At 67.7% G+C, this 18,539-nt stretch carries 15 protein-coding genes, 1 pseudogene and 1 riboswitch; of the genes and pseudogenes, 9 read left to right on the top strand and 7 right to left on the bottom strand.

Annotated elements, in window-relative coordinates; genetic code table 11:
• Both AADI75_RS13885 and AADI75_RS13890 read left to right on the top strand, forming a co-directional pair.
• A pseudogene (locus AADI75_RS13885) lies at nucleotides 1-68 on the top strand (translation initiation factor IF-3); the annotation flags it as partial.
• 195 nt (nucleotides 69-263) lie between these two features.
• Nucleotides 264-3,077 carry a TonB-dependent receptor gene (locus AADI75_RS13890; protein WP_341209603.1) on the top strand — a complete coding sequence of 938 codons (2,814 nt, stop codon included), beginning with the start codon at nucleotides 264-266 and terminating at the stop codon, nucleotides 3,075-3,077.
• Between the two features lie 118 nt (nucleotides 3,078-3,195).
• On the opposite strand, the gene proS is transcribed toward AADI75_RS13890, so the two are convergent.
• Nucleotides 3,196-4,725 carry a proline--tRNA ligase gene (proS, locus tag AADI75_RS13895; RefSeq protein ID WP_341209604.1) on the bottom strand — a complete coding sequence of 510 codons (1,530 nt, stop codon included), beginning with the start codon at nucleotides 4,723-4,725 and terminating at the stop codon, nucleotides 3,196-3,198.
• An 89-nt stretch (nucleotides 4,726-4,814) separates the two neighbouring features.
• Between proS and AADI75_RS13900 the strand changes: the two genes are divergently transcribed.
• Nucleotides 4,815-5,714 (top strand): DMT family transporter, encoded by a 900-nt coding sequence (locus AADI75_RS13900; RefSeq protein WP_341209605.1) that lies wholly within the window; start codon nucleotides 4,815-4,817, stop codon nucleotides 5,712-5,714.
• A 94-nt stretch (nucleotides 5,715-5,808) separates the two neighbouring features.
• Here the strand turns inward: AADI75_RS13900 and gcvPB are convergent, their stop codons facing one another.
• From gcvPB to gcvT, 4 genes are all read right to left on the bottom strand, one after another.
• The gene (gene gcvPB, locus AADI75_RS13905) at nucleotides 5,809-7,404 is read right to left on the bottom strand and encodes an aminomethyl-transferring glycine dehydrogenase subunit GcvPB (RefSeq protein ID WP_341209606.1); all 1,596 of its coding nucleotides are present in this window, start codon (nucleotides 7,402-7,404) and stop codon (nucleotides 5,809-5,811) included.
• Nucleotides 7,401-8,759 carry an aminomethyl-transferring glycine dehydrogenase subunit GcvPA gene (gene gcvPA / locus AADI75_RS13910; protein ID WP_341209607.1) on the bottom strand — a complete coding sequence of 453 codons (1,359 nt, stop codon included), beginning with the start codon at nucleotides 8,757-8,759 and terminating at the stop codon, nucleotides 7,401-7,403. Before gcvPA ends, gcvPB begins: the two co-directional genes overlap by 4 nt.
• Nucleotides 8,760-8,902: 143 nt before the next feature.
• Complete coding sequence (gene gcvH, locus AADI75_RS13915) at nucleotides 8,903-9,274, bottom strand: glycine cleavage system protein GcvH (protein WP_341209608.1); 372 nt, start codon at nucleotides 9,272-9,274, stop codon at nucleotides 8,903-8,905.
• Between the two features lie 2 nt (nucleotides 9,275-9,276).
• The gene (gene gcvT, locus AADI75_RS13920; protein WP_341209609.1) at nucleotides 9,277-10,428 is read right to left on the bottom strand and encodes a glycine cleavage system aminomethyltransferase GcvT; all 1,152 of its coding nucleotides are present in this window, start codon (nucleotides 10,426-10,428) and stop codon (nucleotides 9,277-9,279) included.
• A gap of 164 nt (nucleotides 10,429-10,592) precedes the next feature.
• A riboswitch (glycine riboswitch) is annotated at nucleotides 10,593-10,694 on the bottom strand.
• Between the two features lie 114 nt (nucleotides 10,695-10,808).
• On the opposite strand from gcvT, the gene AADI75_RS13925 reads away from it, so the two are divergent.
• Nucleotides 10,809-11,072 carry a hypothetical protein gene (locus AADI75_RS13925; protein ID WP_028966099.1) on the top strand — a complete coding sequence of 88 codons (264 nt, stop codon included), beginning with the start codon at nucleotides 10,809-10,811 and terminating at the stop codon, nucleotides 11,070-11,072.
• Here AADI75_RS13925 and AADI75_RS13930 read toward each other — a convergent pair.
• Nucleotides 11,065-12,249, bottom strand: a complete 1,185-nt coding sequence (locus tag AADI75_RS13930; RefSeq protein ID WP_341209610.1) for an MFS transporter — start codon at nucleotides 12,247-12,249, stop codon at nucleotides 11,065-11,067. The genes AADI75_RS13925 and AADI75_RS13930 overlap by 8 nt on opposite strands.
• A gap of 296 nt (nucleotides 12,250-12,545) precedes the next feature.
• The gene (locus tag AADI75_RS13935; RefSeq protein ID WP_341209615.1) at nucleotides 12,546-13,640 is read right to left on the bottom strand and encodes a PQQ-dependent sugar dehydrogenase; all 1,095 of its coding nucleotides are present in this window, start codon (nucleotides 13,638-13,640) and stop codon (nucleotides 12,546-12,548) included.
• Nucleotides 13,641-13,925: 285 nt separating this feature from the next.
• Between AADI75_RS13935 and rimP the strand changes: the two genes are divergently transcribed.
• The 5 genes from rimP to AADI75_RS13960 form a co-directional block, all read left to right on the top strand.
• Nucleotides 13,926-14,513 carry a ribosome maturation protein RimP gene (rimP, locus tag AADI75_RS13940; RefSeq protein ID WP_341209611.1) on the top strand — a complete coding sequence of 196 codons (588 nt, stop codon included), beginning with the start codon at nucleotides 13,926-13,928 and terminating at the stop codon, nucleotides 14,511-14,513.
• Nucleotides 14,513-16,144 carry a transcription termination factor NusA gene (gene nusA / locus AADI75_RS13945; RefSeq protein ID WP_341209612.1) on the top strand — a complete coding sequence of 544 codons (1,632 nt, stop codon included), beginning with the start codon at nucleotides 14,513-14,515 and terminating at the stop codon, nucleotides 16,142-16,144. Before rimP ends, nusA begins: the two co-directional genes overlap by 1 nt.
• Nucleotides 16,144-16,374, top strand: a complete 231-nt coding sequence (locus AADI75_RS13950) for a 4-oxalocrotonate tautomerase family protein (RefSeq protein WP_184039508.1) — start codon at nucleotides 16,144-16,146, stop codon at nucleotides 16,372-16,374. Before nusA ends, AADI75_RS13950 begins: the two co-directional genes overlap by 1 nt.
• Nucleotides 16,355-17,089: a DUF448 domain-containing protein gene (locus tag AADI75_RS13955; RefSeq protein ID WP_341209613.1), complete on the top strand. Its 735-nt coding sequence runs from the start codon at nucleotides 16,355-16,357 to the stop codon at nucleotides 17,087-17,089. Before AADI75_RS13950 ends, AADI75_RS13955 begins: the two co-directional genes overlap by 20 nt.
• On the top strand, nucleotides 17,090-18,539 hold a 1,450-nt coding region (locus AADI75_RS13960; RefSeq protein WP_341209614.1), incomplete at its 3' end, for a translation initiation factor IF-2 N-terminal domain-containing protein.

Consider the following 18,539-nt stretch of genomic DNA (forward strand, 5'->3'; position numbering starts at 1 on the left):
TCGCCAAGGTCGAAGCCTATCCGCGCATGGAAGGCCGCCAGATGCTGATGGTGCTCGCGCCCAAGTAACCGCGCCGGATTATTCAGGCTGCCGTAACGTCCGCCGCGCCCGATACGCGCGGCGGCGTTGCATTTATCGGACAGTGTTTTCCAAAATCGCCGGCCGATCTTCTAAAATGGCTGGACGCAGGCGGCTTCTGCGTTACGCTCACCCGATACCGAACCTTCAAAGAGTTCGGATGACATTGGGAGAGAGATAGCGCCATGCGTCTTACCGCCACCCTTCTGTCCACCGCCGCTGCGGTGCTGGCAATGCCGGCCCTGGCGCAGGACCAGACGAGCCCCGTCACCACCAACGCCGCGGTGGCCGGGCAAAGCAACACCACCCCCGCGCAAGCCGGCGACACCGGCATGCTCAACGCCGGCGACATCGTGGTCACGGCCACCCGCCGTGCCGAGCGGCTGGCCGACGTGCCGATCTCGATCAACGCGGTCAGCCAAGCCGCCTTGCAGAATTCGGGCGCGACCGACATCCGTCAGCTCGCGCAGCTCGCACCGTCGCTGAACGTGTCGTCGACCGGATCGGAGGCGAACGCCTCGGCGCGCGTGCGCGGCATCGGCACGGTCGGCGACAATCCGGGACTGGAAAGTTCGGTCACGGTGTTCATCGACGGCGTCTATCGCAGCCGCACCGGCTCGGGGCTCAACGATCTGGGCGAGGTCGACCGCGTCGAAGTGTTGCGCGGTCCGCAGGGCACGCTGTCGGGGCGCAATTCCTCGGCCGGCGCGATCAACATCTATACCAAGGCGCCGTCGTTCGACTTTGGCGGTTATGCCGAGGGCACGTACGGCAATTACGACTTCTATCGCGTCGCGGGGGCGATCACCGGGCCGATCGTCAAGGACCTGCTCGCGTTCCGCATTGATGGCGTCGCCTCGAAGCGCGACGGCTTCTACCGCGACGTCGTCAACGACACCGATTACAACGACCGCAACCGCTGGTTCGTGCGCGGGCAATTGCTGCTGGAGCCGTCGCCCGATTTCTCGGTGCGGCTGATCGGCGACTATACGTGGCGCAACGAGAAATGCTGCGGCGCGGTCTATGTCGACACGCGGGAAAAGACCGATCCGACCCCGGGCACGCCGGGCGATTATGCGATCAATCCGGCGGGAAATCGCATCGTCAGCGTGATGCAGCAGGTCGCGGCACTGCGCGGCTATCCGGCGGGCAGCGTGTTCCCGGCGGGCAGCGATCCGTATAGCCGCCGCATCGCGTTTACGCCGGGCCGCGCCTATGCGAACGTCACCAAGGATTACGGCGGCTCGGGGCAGATCGACTGGAACCTGGGCAGTGCGGCGCTAACCTCGATCACCGCCTATCGCGAATACAAGTCGGACGGCGCGAACGACATCGACGCCAATGTGCTCGACATCGGCTATCGACCCGATGACGGCAACAATTACCGGCGTTTCCATACCTTCACGCAGGAATTGCGGCTGAACGGTGAGGCGTTCGGCGATCGGCTCAACTGGCTGATCGGCGGCTTCTTCAGCAACGAGGATCTGCAGGTCGTCGACAATCTGAAGTTCGGGCGCGATTACGGCGCGTTCGCCGCGTGCCGGATCGTCGCGACGATCAACCCCAACGCAGCGCTGCGCAACCCGGCGAACCCGGGGTGCCTGAGCGCGGCGGGGTCGGCGATCCTGCAGGGCCAAGTGCCGGGCACGACCGCGGCGTTCGGGGCCGCGACGCCGATCGTGCTGGGCAGCATCCGCCTGCTGTCGACGCTCAACGACCTCGGCACGACGCGCGACGTTTATAACCAGAACAGCAAGAGCTTCGCGGTCTTTACGCACAACATCTTCCGGTTGACGGACAAATTGTCGTTGACCGCCGGCCTGCGCTGGACCCGCGAACAGAAGGATTTCGACGCGACGTTCGGCAACAACAACACCGTCTGCCCGCAGGTGCAGGCACTGCTGGGCGCCGGGCCGGGCGGAAATCTGTTCAACAATGCGCAGCTCGCCGCGCTGACCCGCGGCATCGCCACCCTCGCCTGCACCGGCAATTCGTCGAGCGCGCTCAACGGCCGCACGATCAGCGACAAGCTGCGCGAAAATCAGGTGACCGGCACCGCGGTGCTGAGCTGGAAGCCGACCGACCGGCTGATGACCTATGCCAGCTATTCGCGCGGCTACAAGGCGGGCGGATACAATCTCGACCGTTCGGATCTGGGCGACGCCTATACCGCGGCGACGATCGCCAATATCGACGCCAGCCGGCTGCGCTTCGATCCGGAAACGGTCAACGCCTACGAAGTCGGGCTGAAATATTCGAGCCGGCAGTTCACCTTCAACCTTGCCGGCTTCCGCTCCGAGTTCAAGAATTTCCAGCTGAATACCTTCAATGGCACCAATTACGTCGTCGAAAATATCGGCTCCTGCTCGGACGGGCTGAACGGCGCCGATCGCGACAATTCGCTCGCCACCGGCGCGTGCACCGGCGACGTGCGTTACGGCGTGGTCAGCCAAGGGTTCGAGGCGGAGGCCGGAATCTACCCGGTCGAGCATCTCGCGATCAACATGGGCTATACGTTCGCCGACACGAAATATCGCCGCAATCTGGTCGGGTCGGACGCGGGTGCGGCGCTCGATCCGGCGCTGTTCCTGCTGTCGGGATCGCAAATGTCGAACGCGCCGCGCAACGTCATCACCACGTCGGTGAGCTGGAACCCGCCGATCGGCAGCAGCGGCATGTCGGCGCTATTCTACGTCGATCAGCGGACGGTGTCGGATTACAATACCGGCTCCGACCTGTTCGTCGAGAAGACGCAGGACGGCTTCACGTTGCTGAACGCGCGCATCGGCCTGCGCGGCAATCAGGATCGCTGGGCGATTGAGGTGTGGGCGCAGAATTTGCTCGACACCGAGTATCAGCAGGTGGCGTTCAACGCGCCGTTCCAGGGCGCGGGCAGCCAGCAGCAGGTGCAGGCGTTCGGCGGGGTCGGCAACCAGCTGTTCGCGTCGTTCCTAGCCGAGCCGCGGACCTACGGCCTGACGCTGCGGACGCGGTTCTAAACTGTCTCGTCACCCCGGCGGAGGCCGGGGTCCAGTGGCGGGCCGCTCGTCGTTATACGGCGACGTTTCCCAACTGGGCCGCGGCCTCCGCCGGGGTGATAATTCGGGTTGGTTGGCGTCAGTACGCCCGGCCGACCAGCACGCGCTCCACCGCGCCGTCGCCGGTGAAAATGCACGCGCCGTCCGCCGCCGCCTGCCCCATAGGCGCGTTGCGGAGCGTCAGCTTGAGCGCCTTCAACCGCTCGACCACCACGTCGAGCGCCGCGCCGGTCGGGCGCGACCATTGCACTTCCAGCCAGCCGGGGTTCTTCGCGCCCTCGGCGAAACGCGTCTCGACCTGCGCCCAATCGCTGGCCGGGGCGATGTTCGCGTCCAGCCGCGCCTTGGCCTGATCGAACAGCGCCTGCTGGATATCCGTGAGCAGCGCCGCGACGTCGCCGGCAAAGCCGTCACGCGCCACGGCGGCGCTGTCGAGCTTGCCATCCTCGCGATACAGGCGATCGCGGCGGATCACCGAAATGTTGCCCGCGGCCATGTCGCGCCCGCCGACTTCAATCACGAGCGGCGCGCCTTTCTTGATCCAACTCCAGCGCTTGTTCGTCGCCTTGACCGGCTTGAGGTCGAGCAAGGCGCGTACCGGCTCGCCAAACGCGCTCTCCGCCGCCAGCGCCTGCTGCAATTCGCGGCAATAGCTTACCAGCGCCTCGTCCTCGGGTGTATCGCGGAGCATCGGGACGATCACCACCTGCCACGGCGCGACGCGCGGCGGCACGCGCAGGCCGTCGTCGTCGCCGTGCACCATGATCAGCGCGCCGATCATCCGCGTCGACACGCCCCAACTCGTCGTCTGGGCATGTTCCAGCTGCCCCTCGGCATTCTGAAAGCGGATGTTCTGCGCCTTGGCGAAATTGGTCCCGAGGAAGTGCGAGGTGCCGGCCTGGAGCGCCTTGCCGTCCTGCATCATCGCCTCGATCGACCAGGTGCCGACCGCGCCCGGGAAACGCTCGTTCTCGGGCTTCTCGCCCGCGATCACCGGCACCGCGACGCAATTCTCGGCGAAGTCGCGATAGACCTCTAGCATCTTGAGCGTTTCCTCGCGCGCTTCGTCAGCCGTCGCGTGCGCGGTATGGCCCTCCTGCCACAGGAATTCGGCGGTGCGCAGGAACATGCGCGTGCGCATCTCCCAACGGACGACGTTCGCCCATTGGTTGATGAGCACCGGCAGGTCGCGCCACGATTGCACCCAGCGCGCGAAGGCGTGGCCGATCACCGTCTCGCTGGTCGGGCGCACCACGAGCGGCTCCTCCAGCTTCGCGGCGGGATCGGGGACCAGCCCGCCCTTCCCGTCCGCGATCAGCCGGTGATGGGTGACGACCGCCATCTCCTTGGCGAAGCCTTCGACATGGCTCGCTTCCTGCTCGAAATAGCTGAGCGGGATGAAGACCGGGAAATAGCAATTCTCGTGCCCGGTCGCCTTGATGCGATCGTCGAGCAGCCGCTGGAACCGCTCCCAGATGCCATAGCCCCACGGCCGGATGACCATGCAGCCACGCACGCCCGATTCCTCGGCCATGTCGGCCTCGGTGATGACGGATTGATACCAGGCGGCGAAATCGGCCTCGCGGGTGACGGGGAGCGCATGTTTCATGCGCGCGGCGATAGCGGCAAAAGCGCCCACTCGCCAAGCGGCAACGCGCGGGGTTCCTTTGGCGGAGTGCGGCGGTTAGGGACGTCACCATGTCGGGTGATCGCGTCCTGAAGGGCATCGCCCTGCGCCTGCTGGCGATTTTCTTCCTCTCCACGATGTCGGCGCTGGTGAAGCTGGCCGAGACGCGCGGCGCGTCGCTGCCCGAGACGATGTTCTGGCGACAGGCCTGCGCATTGCCGGTGGTGCTGGGGTTCGTCGCGGCGACGCGTGGGCTGGGGTCGCTGCGGACGACGCGGATCAAGGGGCATCTGGCGCGGTCGCTGGTCGGCGTGGTCGGCATGGTGTTCACGTTCGGTGCGGTGCTGTTGTTGCCGCTCGCCGAGGCAACGACGTTTCAGTTCACGGTGCCGATCTTTGCGACGGTCCTCGGCGCGCTGGTGCTGGGCGAGCGCACCGGGGTGCAGCGCTGGGGGGCGGTGCTGGTCGGGTTCGTCGGCGTGCTGATCGTCGCACAGCCGGGTGGTGGCGCGCACGTGCCGCTGTTCGGGGCGATCGTCGGGTTGCTCGCGGCGTTGTTCGTCGCGCTCGTCGCGATCCTGCTGCGGCAACTACGCGACGAGCCGTCGGGGACGACGGTATTCTGGTTTTCGGTGCTGACGCTGCCGCTGATCGCGGTGCCCTATGCGTTTCATCTCAAGGTGCACGATCCGCTGACGTGGCTGAACCTCGCCGCGATCGGCGTGGTGGGCGGGTGCGGGCAACTGGCGCTGACGGGCGCGGCGAAGCTGGCGCCGGTGACGACGGTGGTGCCGATGGACTATTCGGGGCTGATCTGGGCGACGCTCTACGGCTGGCTGCTGTTCGGGGTGTTGCCGAGCGCGATGACGTGGGTGGGCGCACCGGTGATTATCGCGAGCGGCTTGTTCATCGTGTGGCGCGAGCAGCGGCTGGGGAAACAGCAGACGGTGACGGCTGCACCTGAGGATTGAGCGCGGTCCCGTCATTGCGAGCGTGGCGACGCAATCCAGAGCGTCCAGATGTGGCCCTGGATTGCTTCGCTACGCTCGCAATGGCGGCGGCAGCCTATTCAGCCGCCTCGGCCTGATCGATCGGCGGCTTCCACGTCAGCACCGGCTTGCGCGCCGCGAGCGTCTCGTCGAGGCGCGCGCGTGGGGCGAAGTGCGGGGCGGTCTTGAGCGACGGGTCGCCGGCCTTCGCCCGCTCCGCCACCGAACGCAGCGCGCCGATGAACTGGTCGAGCGCGGCACGGCTCTCGGTCTCGGTCGGTTCGATCAGCATCGCGCCGTGGACGACCAGCGGGAAATACATGGTCATCGGGTGGAAGCCCTCGTCGATCAGCGCCTTGGCAGCGTCGATGGTCGAGAAGCCGGCGGCGAAGCCCTTATCCGAGAAGATCGCCTCGTGCATGCAAGGTCCCGACCCCGCGAACGGCGCGTCGAGCACGTCCTCCAGCGAGCGCAGCACGTAATTGGCGTTGAGCACCGCATCCTCGGCGACCTGCTTCAGGCCGTCGGCGCCGTGGCTGAGGATATAGGCCAGCGCGCGGGTGAACATGCCCATCTGGCCGTGGAAGGCAACCATCCGGCCGAAGCTGTCCAGCTTGCCCTCGAAATGCTCGTTCGAGAATTCCTCGGCGCGCTCTTCCTCGATCAGATGGACATATCCGTCCTTCGTTCGCGCGGTGTACGGCAGCGGGCCGAACGGCGCGAGCGCCTCCGACAGCACCACCGGCCCCGAGCCCGGCCCGCCGCCGCCGTGCGGGGTCGAGAAGGTCTTGTGCAGATTGATGTGCATCGCGTCGACGCCGAGGTCGCCCGGCCGCACGCGCCCGACGATCGCGTTGAAGTTCGCGCCGTCGCAATAGACGTAACCGCCCGCGGCATGGACCGCATCGCTGATCTCCTTGAGATCGCGCTCGAACAGCCCGCAGGTGTTCGGGTTGGTGATCATCACCGCCGCCACGTCCGGCCCCAGCCGTGCCTTCAGCGCCGCAGTGTCGACGCGCCCGTCGGCGGTGGCGGGGATATCCTCGACGGTGAAGCCCGCGAAGGCCGCAGTCGCCGGGTTGGTGCCGTGCGCGCTCTCGGGCACCAGCACGATCTTGCGATGGCCCTCGCCGCGCTTCTCCAGCGCCGCCTTGATGCACAGGATGCCGCACAGCTCACCATGCGCGCCGGCCTTGGGGCTCATCGCGACGCCATGCATGCCGGTTAGCTTGATGAGCCACACCGCCAGTTCGTTGATGACGCCCAGCGCACCTTGGACGGTGTCGACCGGCTGGAGCGGGTGGATGTCGGCGAAGCCCGGCATCCGCGCGACCTTCTCATTGAGGCGCGGATTGTGCTTCATCGTGCACGAGCCGAGCGGGAACAGCCCGAGGTCGATCGCGTAATTCTGTCGGCTGAGGCGGGTATAGTGGCGCACCGTCTCCTGCTCCGACAGGCCGGGGAGGCCGATCGCACTCTTGCGCGTCAGCTCGCCGAGCCGCGCGCCAGCCACGTCGCCGTCCGCGAAATCGACGCCGGTCGTCTCAGTCGAGCCGATCTCGAAGATCAGCGGCTCTTCGAGCATCAGCGCCTTGTTGCCGGTGAAGGTGGGCGCAGCGCCCTCGCCCTTGACGGGGGCGGTCGGCTTCCAGCCGCTTGCGTTGATGCTCATGCCAGTGCCTCCTGAAGCGCGGTCGCCAACGCCTCGATATCCTCGTCAGTCGCGGTCTCGGTGACCGCGACGATCAGCCCGTTCGCCAGCGCCTCCTCACCCGGGTAGAGCCGGCCGAGCGACACGCCCGCCAGCACGCCCTGGTCGGCGAGATCGCGCACGACCGGCCGCGCCTCCCGCCCGATGTCGAGCGTGAACTCGTTGAAGAAGGTGTCGTTGACGACGCGGACGCCCGGCACCTTTGCCAGCCGGTCCGCCGCCCGGCACGCGCCGGCGTGGTTGAGCGCCGCGAGCCGTCGCAGCCCCGCCTCGCCCAGCAAGGTCATGTGGATCGAGAAGGCCAGCGCGCACAGCCCGGAATTGGTGCAGATGTTGCTGGTCGCCTTCTCGCGGCGGATATGCTGCTCGCGCGTCGACAGCGTCAGGACGAAGCCACGGCGACCTTCGGCATCCACCGTCTGCCCGCACAGCCGGCCCGGCATCTGACGGACGTATTTCTCCTTGCAGCCGAACAGCCCGACATAAGGCCCCCCGAACTGGAGCCCGACGCCGAGCGACTGGCCCTCGCCGACGACGATATCGGCGTCCATCTCGCCCGGTGACCGGATCGCGCCGAGCGCGACCGGCTCGGTCACGACCGCGATCAGCAGCGCCTTCTTCGCATGACAGGCATCCGCGAGCGGGGTCAGATCGGCGATGCGGCCGAGGATGTCGGGATATTGCACGACCACGCACGACGTATCGGCGTCGATCTTCGCGATCAGCGCTTCGAGGTCGGTCTCGGCGGCGAGCGTCGGCAGCGCGGTGTCGAGCACGTCGCCGGTATATTTTGCCATCGTCCTGGCGACCGAGACGTAATGCGGGTGCAGCCCGCCCGACAGGATCGCCTTGCCGCGCCGCGTGATCCGGCGCGCCATGCCGATCGCTTCCCAGCATGCGGTCGACCCGTCGTACATGCTGGCGTTCGCGACGTCGGTGCCGAGCAAGGCGGCGACCTGCGTCTGGAACTCGAACAGCATCTGGAGCGTGCCCTGCGCGATCTCCGGCTGATACGGCGTGTAGGCGGTGAGGAACTCGCCGCGCTGGATCAGGTGATCGACGCTCGCCGGCACATGGTGGCGATACGCCCCCGCGCCCAGGAAGAACGGCACGTCGCCCGCCACCGTGTTCTGGCGCGCGAGCGCGGCCATGTGGCGTTCGACCGCCAGCTCGCTGGCGTGCATCGGAAGGTCGTGGATCGGGCCGTCGAGCCGCGCGGCTTCGGGCACGTCGGCGAACAGGTCGTCGATCGACGACGCGCCGATGACGGCCAGCATGTCCTGGCGATCGGTGGGGGTCAGGGGCAGGTAGCGCATCGAGTGCTCCTCCCCTCCCTTTCAAGGGAGGGGCCGGGGGTGGGTGTCGTCCGGGGGTACGGGCAGCGGGCTCGCGCGGCGTTGCCGTATACGAGCACGCACCCTCCCCAACCCCTCCTTAAAAGGGAGGGGTTATCGTTACATCACAGCTTCGCGACGAATGCGGCGTAGGCGGCTTCGTCCATCAGCGCGTCCAGCTCGGACGCGTCCGACAGCGTGATCTTGAAGAACCAGCCTTCGCCTTCCGGGTCGCTGTTGACCAGCGCCGGCTCGTCGGTCAGCGCCGGATTGCCTTCGAGCACGTTCCCCGAGACGGGCGAATAGACGTCCGACGCGGCCTTGACGCTCTCGACCACTGCGGCCTCGTCGCCCTTACCAAGCGACCGGCCCGCGTCAGGCACTTCGACGAAGACGATGTCGCCGAGCTGGCTTTGCGCATAGTCGCTGATGCCGACCGTGCCGATGTCGCCATCGACGTCGATCCACTCGTGATCCTCGGTGAAATAACGGCTCATCTTTACTTCACTCCTCGGAAGTAGCGGTGGGGAACGAACGGCATCGCAGTGACGGTGGCGCGATGCGCCTTGCCACGCTGTGACAGGGTAACGACGGTGCCGGGCACGGCATCGGCGAGCGGGACGTACGCCATCGCGATCGGCGCGCCGACGCTCGGCGCGAAGCCGCCGCTGGTGACGCGGCCGACAACCGCGCCCGCGGCGTCGAGCACGTCCGCTCCCTCGCGCACCGGCTGACGCCCCTCGACCAGCAGCCCGACGCGCTTGGTGGCGGGGCCGTTCTCGCGCTCGGCAAGGATGCGGGCGGCACCGGGAAAATCGGCGGCCTCGCGACGGCGCTTGAACAGCGCGAAGCCGAGATCGGCCTGCACCGGAGTGATCGCGGGATCGAGGTCGTGGCCGTAGAGCGGCAGTCCCGCCTCCAACCGGAGCGAGTCGCGCGCGCCGAGCCCGATCGGCTTGATCTCGGGCTGCGCGACCAGCGCATCGGCGAACGCCTCGGCAGCCTCGGCAGGCACCGACATCTCGACCCCGTCCTCGCCGGTGTAGCCCGAACGGCTGATCCAAAGCGCATGGCCGTTCCATTCGAACGCGCCGGCCTGCATGAAGGTCAGCGCCGCAACGCCGGGCACCAGCCGCGCGACCGCTTCGACCGCCTTCGGCCCCTGCACCGCGAGCAACGCATGCTCTTCCATCATGTTGAGCGTGACGTCGTCGGGCAAATGCTCGACCATATGCGCGACATCGTCGTACTTGGTCGCGCCGTTAACGACCATGTAGATGCGGTCAGGCGTCTGCGGCGTCAGCATCAGATCGTCGAGCACCCCGCCCTCGTCGTTGAGCAGCAGCGAGTAGCGCGCCTTGTTAAGCGGCGCATCGCTGATCGCGGCGGGCATCAGCGCCTCGAGCGCAGTCGCGACGCCCTCACCGGTGATCGAGAGCTGGCCCATGTGGCTGACGTCGAACAGCCCGGCGTTCTCGCGCGTCCACAGATGCTCAGCCATGATGCCCTCGTATTGTACAGGCATGTGATAGCCGGCGAACTCGACCATGCGGCCGCCCTTTGCGCGGTGCCAGGCGTCGAGCGGGAGCGTCAGGATTTCCAGCGGCTCGAAACCGTCGTCTTCGGCGTGGATATTGGGCGCTTCGCTCATCGTGTCGGTCTTCCGTCGCAAGGGGCCTTCCGCACACGGGCGTCTACGCCCGCTCGCGATCCGGTTTCCCCCTCTGTCACGGAACCTGAGAGCTTTCCCCGCATCCGGGTTACCCCTTCGGTGGGCACGCCGCCGAAGCCGCGCACCGCTTTCCAGAGTGTCGATCTGCTAGCGCGGTCCCTGCTGCCTGAGAGATTCCGGGGTGGTTGCTCCTTCGGCGGCGGCTGAATGCCTGAAAGGCGGCCGCGCTCTCCCGCGCCTGCTCATGCCGGTCTCCCGGCATCGACGCTTCGCCTCTACGCACCGCCGCCCGCAAGTCAATCGCCGATTGGAGCCGTCACGCGCGCGGAACGTTAATGCGTCAGGAGAAGGAGAACGCCATGGACACTGCCACCTCCCCGGTCGTCGAGCGGATCGCGCGCGTGCTGGCGGCGCAGCATCTAAGCGCCAACGGTCATGGCACGGTCGAGTCGCCCAGCGCGCTGGTCGACGCGCAGTGGAAGGATCACCGCGATGATGCGATCGCGGTGCTGCATACCATGCGTGCGCCGAGCCCGGCGATGGCGGCGGCGGGCGACGTTGCGGTGTGGGAGCGGATGGTGCTGGCGGCGATCGCGGAGGCGAAGCCGGGCATCGTCATGTAGCGGCGCGGCGGTCCACGGCCCAGGACACGCCCAGCACGACCAGCCCCGCGACCGCGAGCGCTGCCCCGACCGGGCCGGTCGACGTCCAGCCCCAGCCCGCGGCGATCGCCATCCCGCCCAGCCACGGACCCAGCGCATTGGCGGTGTTGAACGCCGAATGATTGAGCGCAGCGGCGAGCGCCTGCGCGTCGCCGGCCACGTCCATCAGTCGCGTCTGGAGCACGGTGCCGAGCGATCCGCCGATCCCGATCGCGACCATCGCCACCAGCACGGTCGCGAAATGCTGTGCCGCCAGCGGCCAGAGCAGCAACGCGGCGATGCTCCACACCAGCACCGCGGCTGCGGTCGGCAACAAGGCGCGGTCGGCGAACCGGGGGACGATCAGATTGCCCGCGGTCATCCCGACGCCGAACGCGGCAAGCGCGAACGGCACCATGCGCGGGCCGACCTGCGTCACGTCAGCCATCGTGTCGGCCAGATAGGTATAGACCGCGAACAGCCCGCCGAAGCCAATCGCGCCGATGCCGAGCGTCAGCCACACCTGCGGCCGGCGCAGCGCGCGCAGCTCCGACAGCGGGCTGGCGGCGGGATCGCCGCGGTCGCGCGGTGCGAAAAACGCGACCAGCGCCGCGGTGAGCGCGGCCAGACCGGCAACGACGATGAAGCACGAACGCCAGCCGAGCAATTGCCCCATGAAGTTGGCAAGCGGCACGCCGATGATCGTCGCGACCGTCAGCCCCAGCATGACGCGCGCCACCGCCTGCGTCCGCTTGCCCGGATCGACCAGCGACGCCGCGACCAGCATCGCGATCCCGAAATACGCGCCGTGCGGCAGCCCGGCCATGAAGCGGAACAGCATCATCCAGCCATAGGTCGGTGCGAGGGCCGACAGCGCGTTGCCGAGCGCGAACAGGGTCATCAGCGCGATCAGCAGATGCCGCCGCGCCATCCGCGCGCCGAGCACCGCGAGCAGCGGCGCACCGACGACCACGCCCAGCGCGTAGGCGCTAATGACGTGCCCGGCGGTGGGCGCGTCGACGCCGAGGTCGCGCGCCATGTCGGGCAGCAGGCTCATCGTCGCGAATTCGGTCGTGCCGATCGCAAACCCGCCGACCGCGAGCGACAAATGGATCAAGCCGACGGGTGCGTTGCGCACGTCGGCGATGGCAGTGGCCATGCGATTTCCCCGATCTCGGCTTTTGTGGTGAACCGCATAGCTGGCGATGCTGCGGTGCAGCGTCAAGGGTCCGTCGCTCCTGCGAAGGCAGGAGCCTATGACTATTCGTGGGGGCGATGAATGTGACACATTAGCGAACGCGGGTGCGTCGAACCGTCCGCAACAATCGACAGACATGGGTCCCTGCCTTCGCAGGGGCGACGATTGGGTAGGACAGTAACCTGGCTCGCTTTGCGGTCATCCCGGGCTTGACCCGGGATCCCGCTTCTTCTGCTACCAAGCAGGCTCGCGAAGATTTACGATGCCGGCGTCAGCCGCAACAATCGACCCTGCGAGTCGCCGCCGTCCTCCAGCACGTAGATCGCGCCGTCCGGCCCTTGCTCGACCTCACGGATGCGCGCGCCCATCGACCATTGGTCGCCCTTGCTCGCATTTGTCCCGTTGAGGTCGACGCGCACCAGCGATTGCGACGACAGTCCGCCGATGAACGCATCGCCCTTGTACTGTGGAAACAGGTCGCCCGAATAGATCATTAGGCCGCCGGGTGAGATCACCGGGTTCCACCAGACCTTCGGCGCTTCATAGCCATCGCCGGGCGCGTGATCGGGAATGTCGCTGCCATCGTAGTTCGAGCCGTTCGACACGTTCGGCCACCCGTAATTACGACCGGGCAGGATCAGGTTGAGTTCGTCCCCGCCCTTGGGCCCCATCTCTTGCTGCCAGAGATTGCCCTGCTGGTCGAAGGCGAGGCCGAGCAGGTTGCGGTGGCCATAGCTCCACACCTCGGGAAGGAAGCCCTGCGCGGCGAGCGGGTTGTTCGCCGCAGGCTTGCCATCGGGCGTGAGCCGCAGCACCTTGCCGAGCGATCCGCCCTTGTCCTGCGCGGGCGTGAATTTCTGCCGGTCACCGTTGGTGAAGAACAGATATTGGCCATCGGGCGAAAAGGCGGTCCGCCCCGAATAATGGCCGTCGCCCGTCACCAGCGGGGTGGCGCGGTACAAGGTCTCGATCGAGGCCAGCCGTTCCGCGCCGGCCTCGCCCGACAAGATGCCGCGCGCGAGCACCACGCCCTTGCCGCCCTGCCCGGCCGCCGAATAGCTGAAATAGACGCGCTTGCTGGTCGCGAAATCGGGGGCGAGCACGACGTCCATCAACCCGCCCTGCCCGGCGGAGTCGACCTCGATCGTCGCGATCGTGCGCCGCGACGCGCCATCGGCGGCGACGAGCAGCAGTTCGCCCTTCTTCTCGGTCACGAGCATCCGCCGATCGGGCAGGAACGTCATCGCCCAGGGCGCATCGAAGTCGGCCATCACAGCCCGCGCGAAGGGGGTTCCGGCGACCGGCGTCCCTGTTGGCGACGGAGTCGGTGAGGGCGTCGGCGCCGGCGCGATCGGTGCATCGGCGATCGGCTGCACCGCTGCGCCATCCTCCCCGTTGCATGCGGCGGCGGCGCCCAGCGCGGCCGCGACGAACGCGATACGATACAGCACCCGGCACTCTCCCCAAAACTTCACGTTGAATTCATCGAAAAAGCCCGCCTCACGCGCATTGTTCCGCCCTCGGCCCGCGAGGTGCTTGCGGGCAGACGGCACCGGCGCTATATGGACCGTGCTTTCTCTTACATCGTCAGGTGATAAGGGGCTGCGGGGCTCGCTCCGCGGCGGCAAGAAACGCATGTGCGGCAGGTGCTTTTGAACGACATCACTCCCCTCGTCCGGTTGATCGAGCCAGAGGCCGACGCGCTCGGCTTCGCGCTGGTGCGCGTGCGGCTGTTCGGAAAGGACGACGAGCGCACGCTGCAGATCATGGCCGAACGCCCTGACACGCGGCAGCTCAACATCGACGATTGCGCCGAACTGTCGCGCCGCATCTCGGACAAGCTCGACGCGCTGGAGGAAGCCGGCAAGGACCCGATCGAGGGCGCGTACCGGCTGGAAGTGTCGTCGCCGGGCATCGACCGTCCCCTGACCCGCCGGCAGGACTTCGCCGACTGGACCGGGCATGAGGCGCGTATCGTACTGACCGAGGCCGTCGACGGGCAGAAGCAGTTCAAGGGCGACCTGGAGGGCATCGACGCCGACGGGATGATCGCGATCCGCCATCCGCGCACCGGCGTGGTCGAACAGGTGCCGTTCGCGTTGATCGCCGATGCCAAGCTGGTGCTGACCGATCGCCTGATCGAAGCCACTGTCCCGCTCTCGATGGAGGGCGCCGACGAAGAGATTCAAGAGACGTCCACGGACGAAGAAGAGGAAACCCACTGATGGCCACCGGCGTCACCGCCAACCGTGCGGAGCTGATCGCGATCGCCAATTCGGTCGCTTCGGAGAAGATGATCGACAAGGCGATCGTCATCGAGGCGATGGAGGATGCGATCCAGCGCGCCGCCCGCACGCGCTACGGCCAGGAAATGGACATCCGCGCGAAGCTGGATGCCAATAACGGCGACCTGCGCTTGTGGCGCGTCGTCGAAGTGGTCGAGCAAGTCGACGACATCTACAAGCAGGTCGACGTCAACGGCGCGCAGAAGCTGCAGCCGGGCGCGACCGTCGGCGACTATCTGGTCGACCCGCTGCCCCCGATCGAATTCGGCCGCATCCAGGCGCAGGCCGCCAAGCAGACGATCTTCCAGAAGGTCCGCGATGCCGAGCGCGAGCGCCAGTATGAAGAGTTCAAGGAACGCGCCGGCGAGATCATCACCGGTGTCGTCAAGCGCGTCGAGTTCGGCCATATCGTCGTCGATCTCGGCCGCGCGGAGGGTGTGATCCGCCGCGACGCGCAGATCCCGCGCGAAGTGGTGCGCGTCAACGACCGCATCCGCTCACTGATCCTGAAGGTGGTGCGCGAGAACCGCGGCCCGCAGATCTTCCTCAGCCGCGCACATCCTGACTTCATGAAGAAGCTGTTCGCGCAGGAAGTCCCCGAAATCTACGACGGCATCATCGAGATCAAGGCCGCCGCGCGCGATCCCGGCAGCCGCGCCAAGATCGGCGTCATCTCGCACGATTCGAGCATCGATCCGGTCGGCGCGTGCGTCGGCATGAAGGGCAGCCGCGTGCAGGCGGTGGTGCAGGAGATGCAGGGCGAGAAGATCGACATCATTCCCTGGTCGCCCGACACCGCCACCTTCGTCGTCAATGCGTTGCAGCCGGCGAACGTCGCGCGCGTGGTGATCGACGAGGAAGAGGACCGCATCGAGGTGGTCGTCCCCGACGATCAGCTCAGCCTCGCAATCGGCCGTCGCGGCCAGAACGTGCGGCTCGCCAGCCAGTTGACCGCCAAGGCGATCGACATCCTGACCGAAACCGACGCCAGCGAGAAGCGTCAGCAGGAGTTCGTCAAGAATTCCGAGACGTTCCAGAACGAGCTTGATGTCGACGAGACGCTGGCGCAGCTGCTTGTCGCCGAAGGCTTCGGTGCGCTGGAAGAAGTCGCCTATGTCGAGCTGGACGAGCTGGCCGGGATCGAGGGCTTCGACGAGGATCTCGCGCAGGAATTGCAGAGCCGTGCGCAGGAAGCGCTCGACCGCCGCGAACAGGCCAACCGCGAGGAGCGGCAGGCGTTGGGCGTCGAAGATGCGCTGGCCGAGCTGCCGTATCTGACCGAAGCGATGCTGGTCACGCTCGGCAAGGCCGGGATCAAGACGCTCGACGACCTCGCCGATCTGGCGACCGACGAGCTGGTCGAGAAGAAGCGCCCCGAGCCACGCCGCCGCAACGACGACGCGCCGCGCCGCACCGATCGCGCTGAGAACAAGGGCGGCGTGCTGGGTGAATACGGGCTCAGCGACGAACAGGGCAATGAGATCATCATGGCCGCGCGCGCGCACTGGTTCGACGACGAGCCGACCGCCGGGCAGCCCGCCGAGCAGGCGTCGGAGGATCAGGACGCCTGATGCCGTTCGTATCGATCCGACTGGCCGGCGCGGCGACGCGTGAGCAGAAAGCGGCGATCGTGGCCGACGTCACGACGTCGCTTGTCACGCGGCTGGGCAAGAACCCGGCCGCGGTGCAGATCGTGATCGAGGAAGTGTCGACCGAAAATTACGGTGCGGGCGGCCAGTTGCTGGCCGACCGCGACGCGCCCGTTGCCAAGGGAGACGCACATGCGGACCCCCGACAATGAGACGGTAGACGGCACCCCCGAACGCTCCTGCATCCTCACCCGCGAGCGCGCGTCGCCTGCGGCGCTGATCCGGTTGGCGCTCGCCCCCGACGGGCGAGTGCTGCCGGACGTCCGCGCCAAGGCGCCCGGGCGCGGCGCGTGGATCGGGGTCGACCGCGCTGAACTCGAACAGGCGGTCGCCAAGGGCAAATTGCGCGGCGCACTGGCGCGTGCGTTCAAGACCGGCGAGCTGACCGTCCCCGACGACCTGCCCGCGCTGATCGCCGCCGCGCTGGAGCGCAACGCGCTCGACCGGCTCGGGCTGGAATCGCGCGGCGGCACGATCCTGACCGGCGCGGAGCGGATCGAGGCCGCCGCCCGCGCGGGCAAGCTCCACGCGCTCTACCATGCCGCCGACGCGGCGGAGGACGGCTGCCGCAAGCTGGCGCAGGCTTGGCGCGTCGGTTCCGATCGCGAAGGTTCCGACGTCAGGGGCTTGGCACTGCCGGTGGCGCGCCCCATATTGTCATTGGCGCTGGGCCGCGAAAATGTGGTACACATCGGCGTCATCGACCGCGCTGCGGCCAAACGACTCAGCGAAGCGCTCGATCGTTGGCTGCACTTTATCGGCCCTGATCTGAATACAGCACCTTGCGCTACGGCCGCGCAAGGCGCATCGGCGCCCGGCATTGCCGGGGCGACCGTTACCGGCCGTGAGACTGCACGAGGAATTTGAGTGAGCGAGACCGACAACGACAAGCCGAAACTCGGAATGCGCCAGCCGCTGGGGCTCAAGCGCACGGTCGAGACCGGCAAGGTGAAGCAGAGCTTCAGCCACGGCCGTAGCAATACGGTGGTGGTCGAGGTGAAGCGTCGCCGCGTGCTCGGTCCGCAAGGCGGTGCGCCCGAGGCGGCGACCCCGGCACCCGAGCCGACGCCGGCGCCCGCCGCGCCGGTCGCCCCCGCACGCCCCGCGCCGCGCCCGCCGGTCTCGAACGAGACGCCGCAGGAGCGTCAGGCACGCCTGTTGCGCGAGGCAGAAGACCAGCGGATGCACACGCTGGAAGAAACCCGTCGCCGCGAGGACGCCGAGCGTCAGCGCGCCGCCGACGAGGAGCGTCGCCGCATCGAAGAGCGCGCACGCAGCGAAGCCGAAGCGGCTGCCAAGGCCGCGGAGCCGACGCCCGCTCCCGCTCCGGCGGCGCCCGAGCCGGTCGCTGCGCAGCCCGCACCCGAGCCGACCCCGGCGCCTGCGCCGGTCGCGGCTGCCGAAGCACCCGCGCCGGCCCCGACTCCTGCCCCCGCTCCCAACCCGGTTGCCGAGGCAGCGGCTGCGCCGGTCGTGGCCGCTCCCGCTCCGACCCCGACGCGCGCCCCCGCCCCCCGTGCGGCACCGGTGCCTGCGCCGACGCTCGGGCTGGGTCGTGATCCGTCGATGCCCGCGCCACGTCGTTTCTCGCCGGTCGCGCGTCCGGAAATTCCTAAGCCGCAGCCCAAGCCTGCCCCGGCACCGACCGCGACGTCGGCCCCCACCGCCGCGGCCCCCGCGTCGGCCGCCGGCGGCAGCAACGCGCCGCGCAGCCTGCCCAGCGGTCAGGCGACCCCGCGCAACAACAATCCGGCGCGTCCGCAGCAGCGCGACCGCAAGGGTGACGAGCGGCGTGGCGGCAAGCTGACCGTTACGCGCGCGCTGAACGAAGACGGCGCGCGCGCGCGCAGCCTCGCGGCGCTGAAGCGCGCCCGCGAAAAGGAGAAGCGCGGCTTCGGCGGCCCGCGCGAGCCGCAGGCCAAGCAGGTCCGCGACGTGCAGGTGCCCGAGGCGATCACGGTGCAGGAACTCGCGAACCGCATGGCGGAGCGCGGTGCCGATCTGGTCAAGACGCTGTTCAAGATGGGCATGCCCGTCACGATGACGCAGACGATCGACCAGGACACGGCCGAACTGCTGGTGACCGAATTCGGCCACAACATCGTGCGCGTCAGCGATTCGGACGTCGATATCGCGGTCGAAACCGATACCGATCCCGAGGACACGCTGCGTCCGCGTCCGCCGGTCGTCACGATCATGGGCCATGTCGATCACGGCAAGACCTCGCTGCTCGATGCGCTGCGCGGCACCGATGTCGTGAAGGGCGAGGCCGGTGGCATCACCCAGCATATCGGCGCCTATCAGGTCACGCTGAAGG

It is taken from the genome of uncultured Sphingomonas sp., from assembly GCF_964021865.1.
Classification (GTDB): domain Bacteria; phylum Pseudomonadota; class Alphaproteobacteria; order Sphingomonadales; family Sphingomonadaceae; genus Sphingomonas.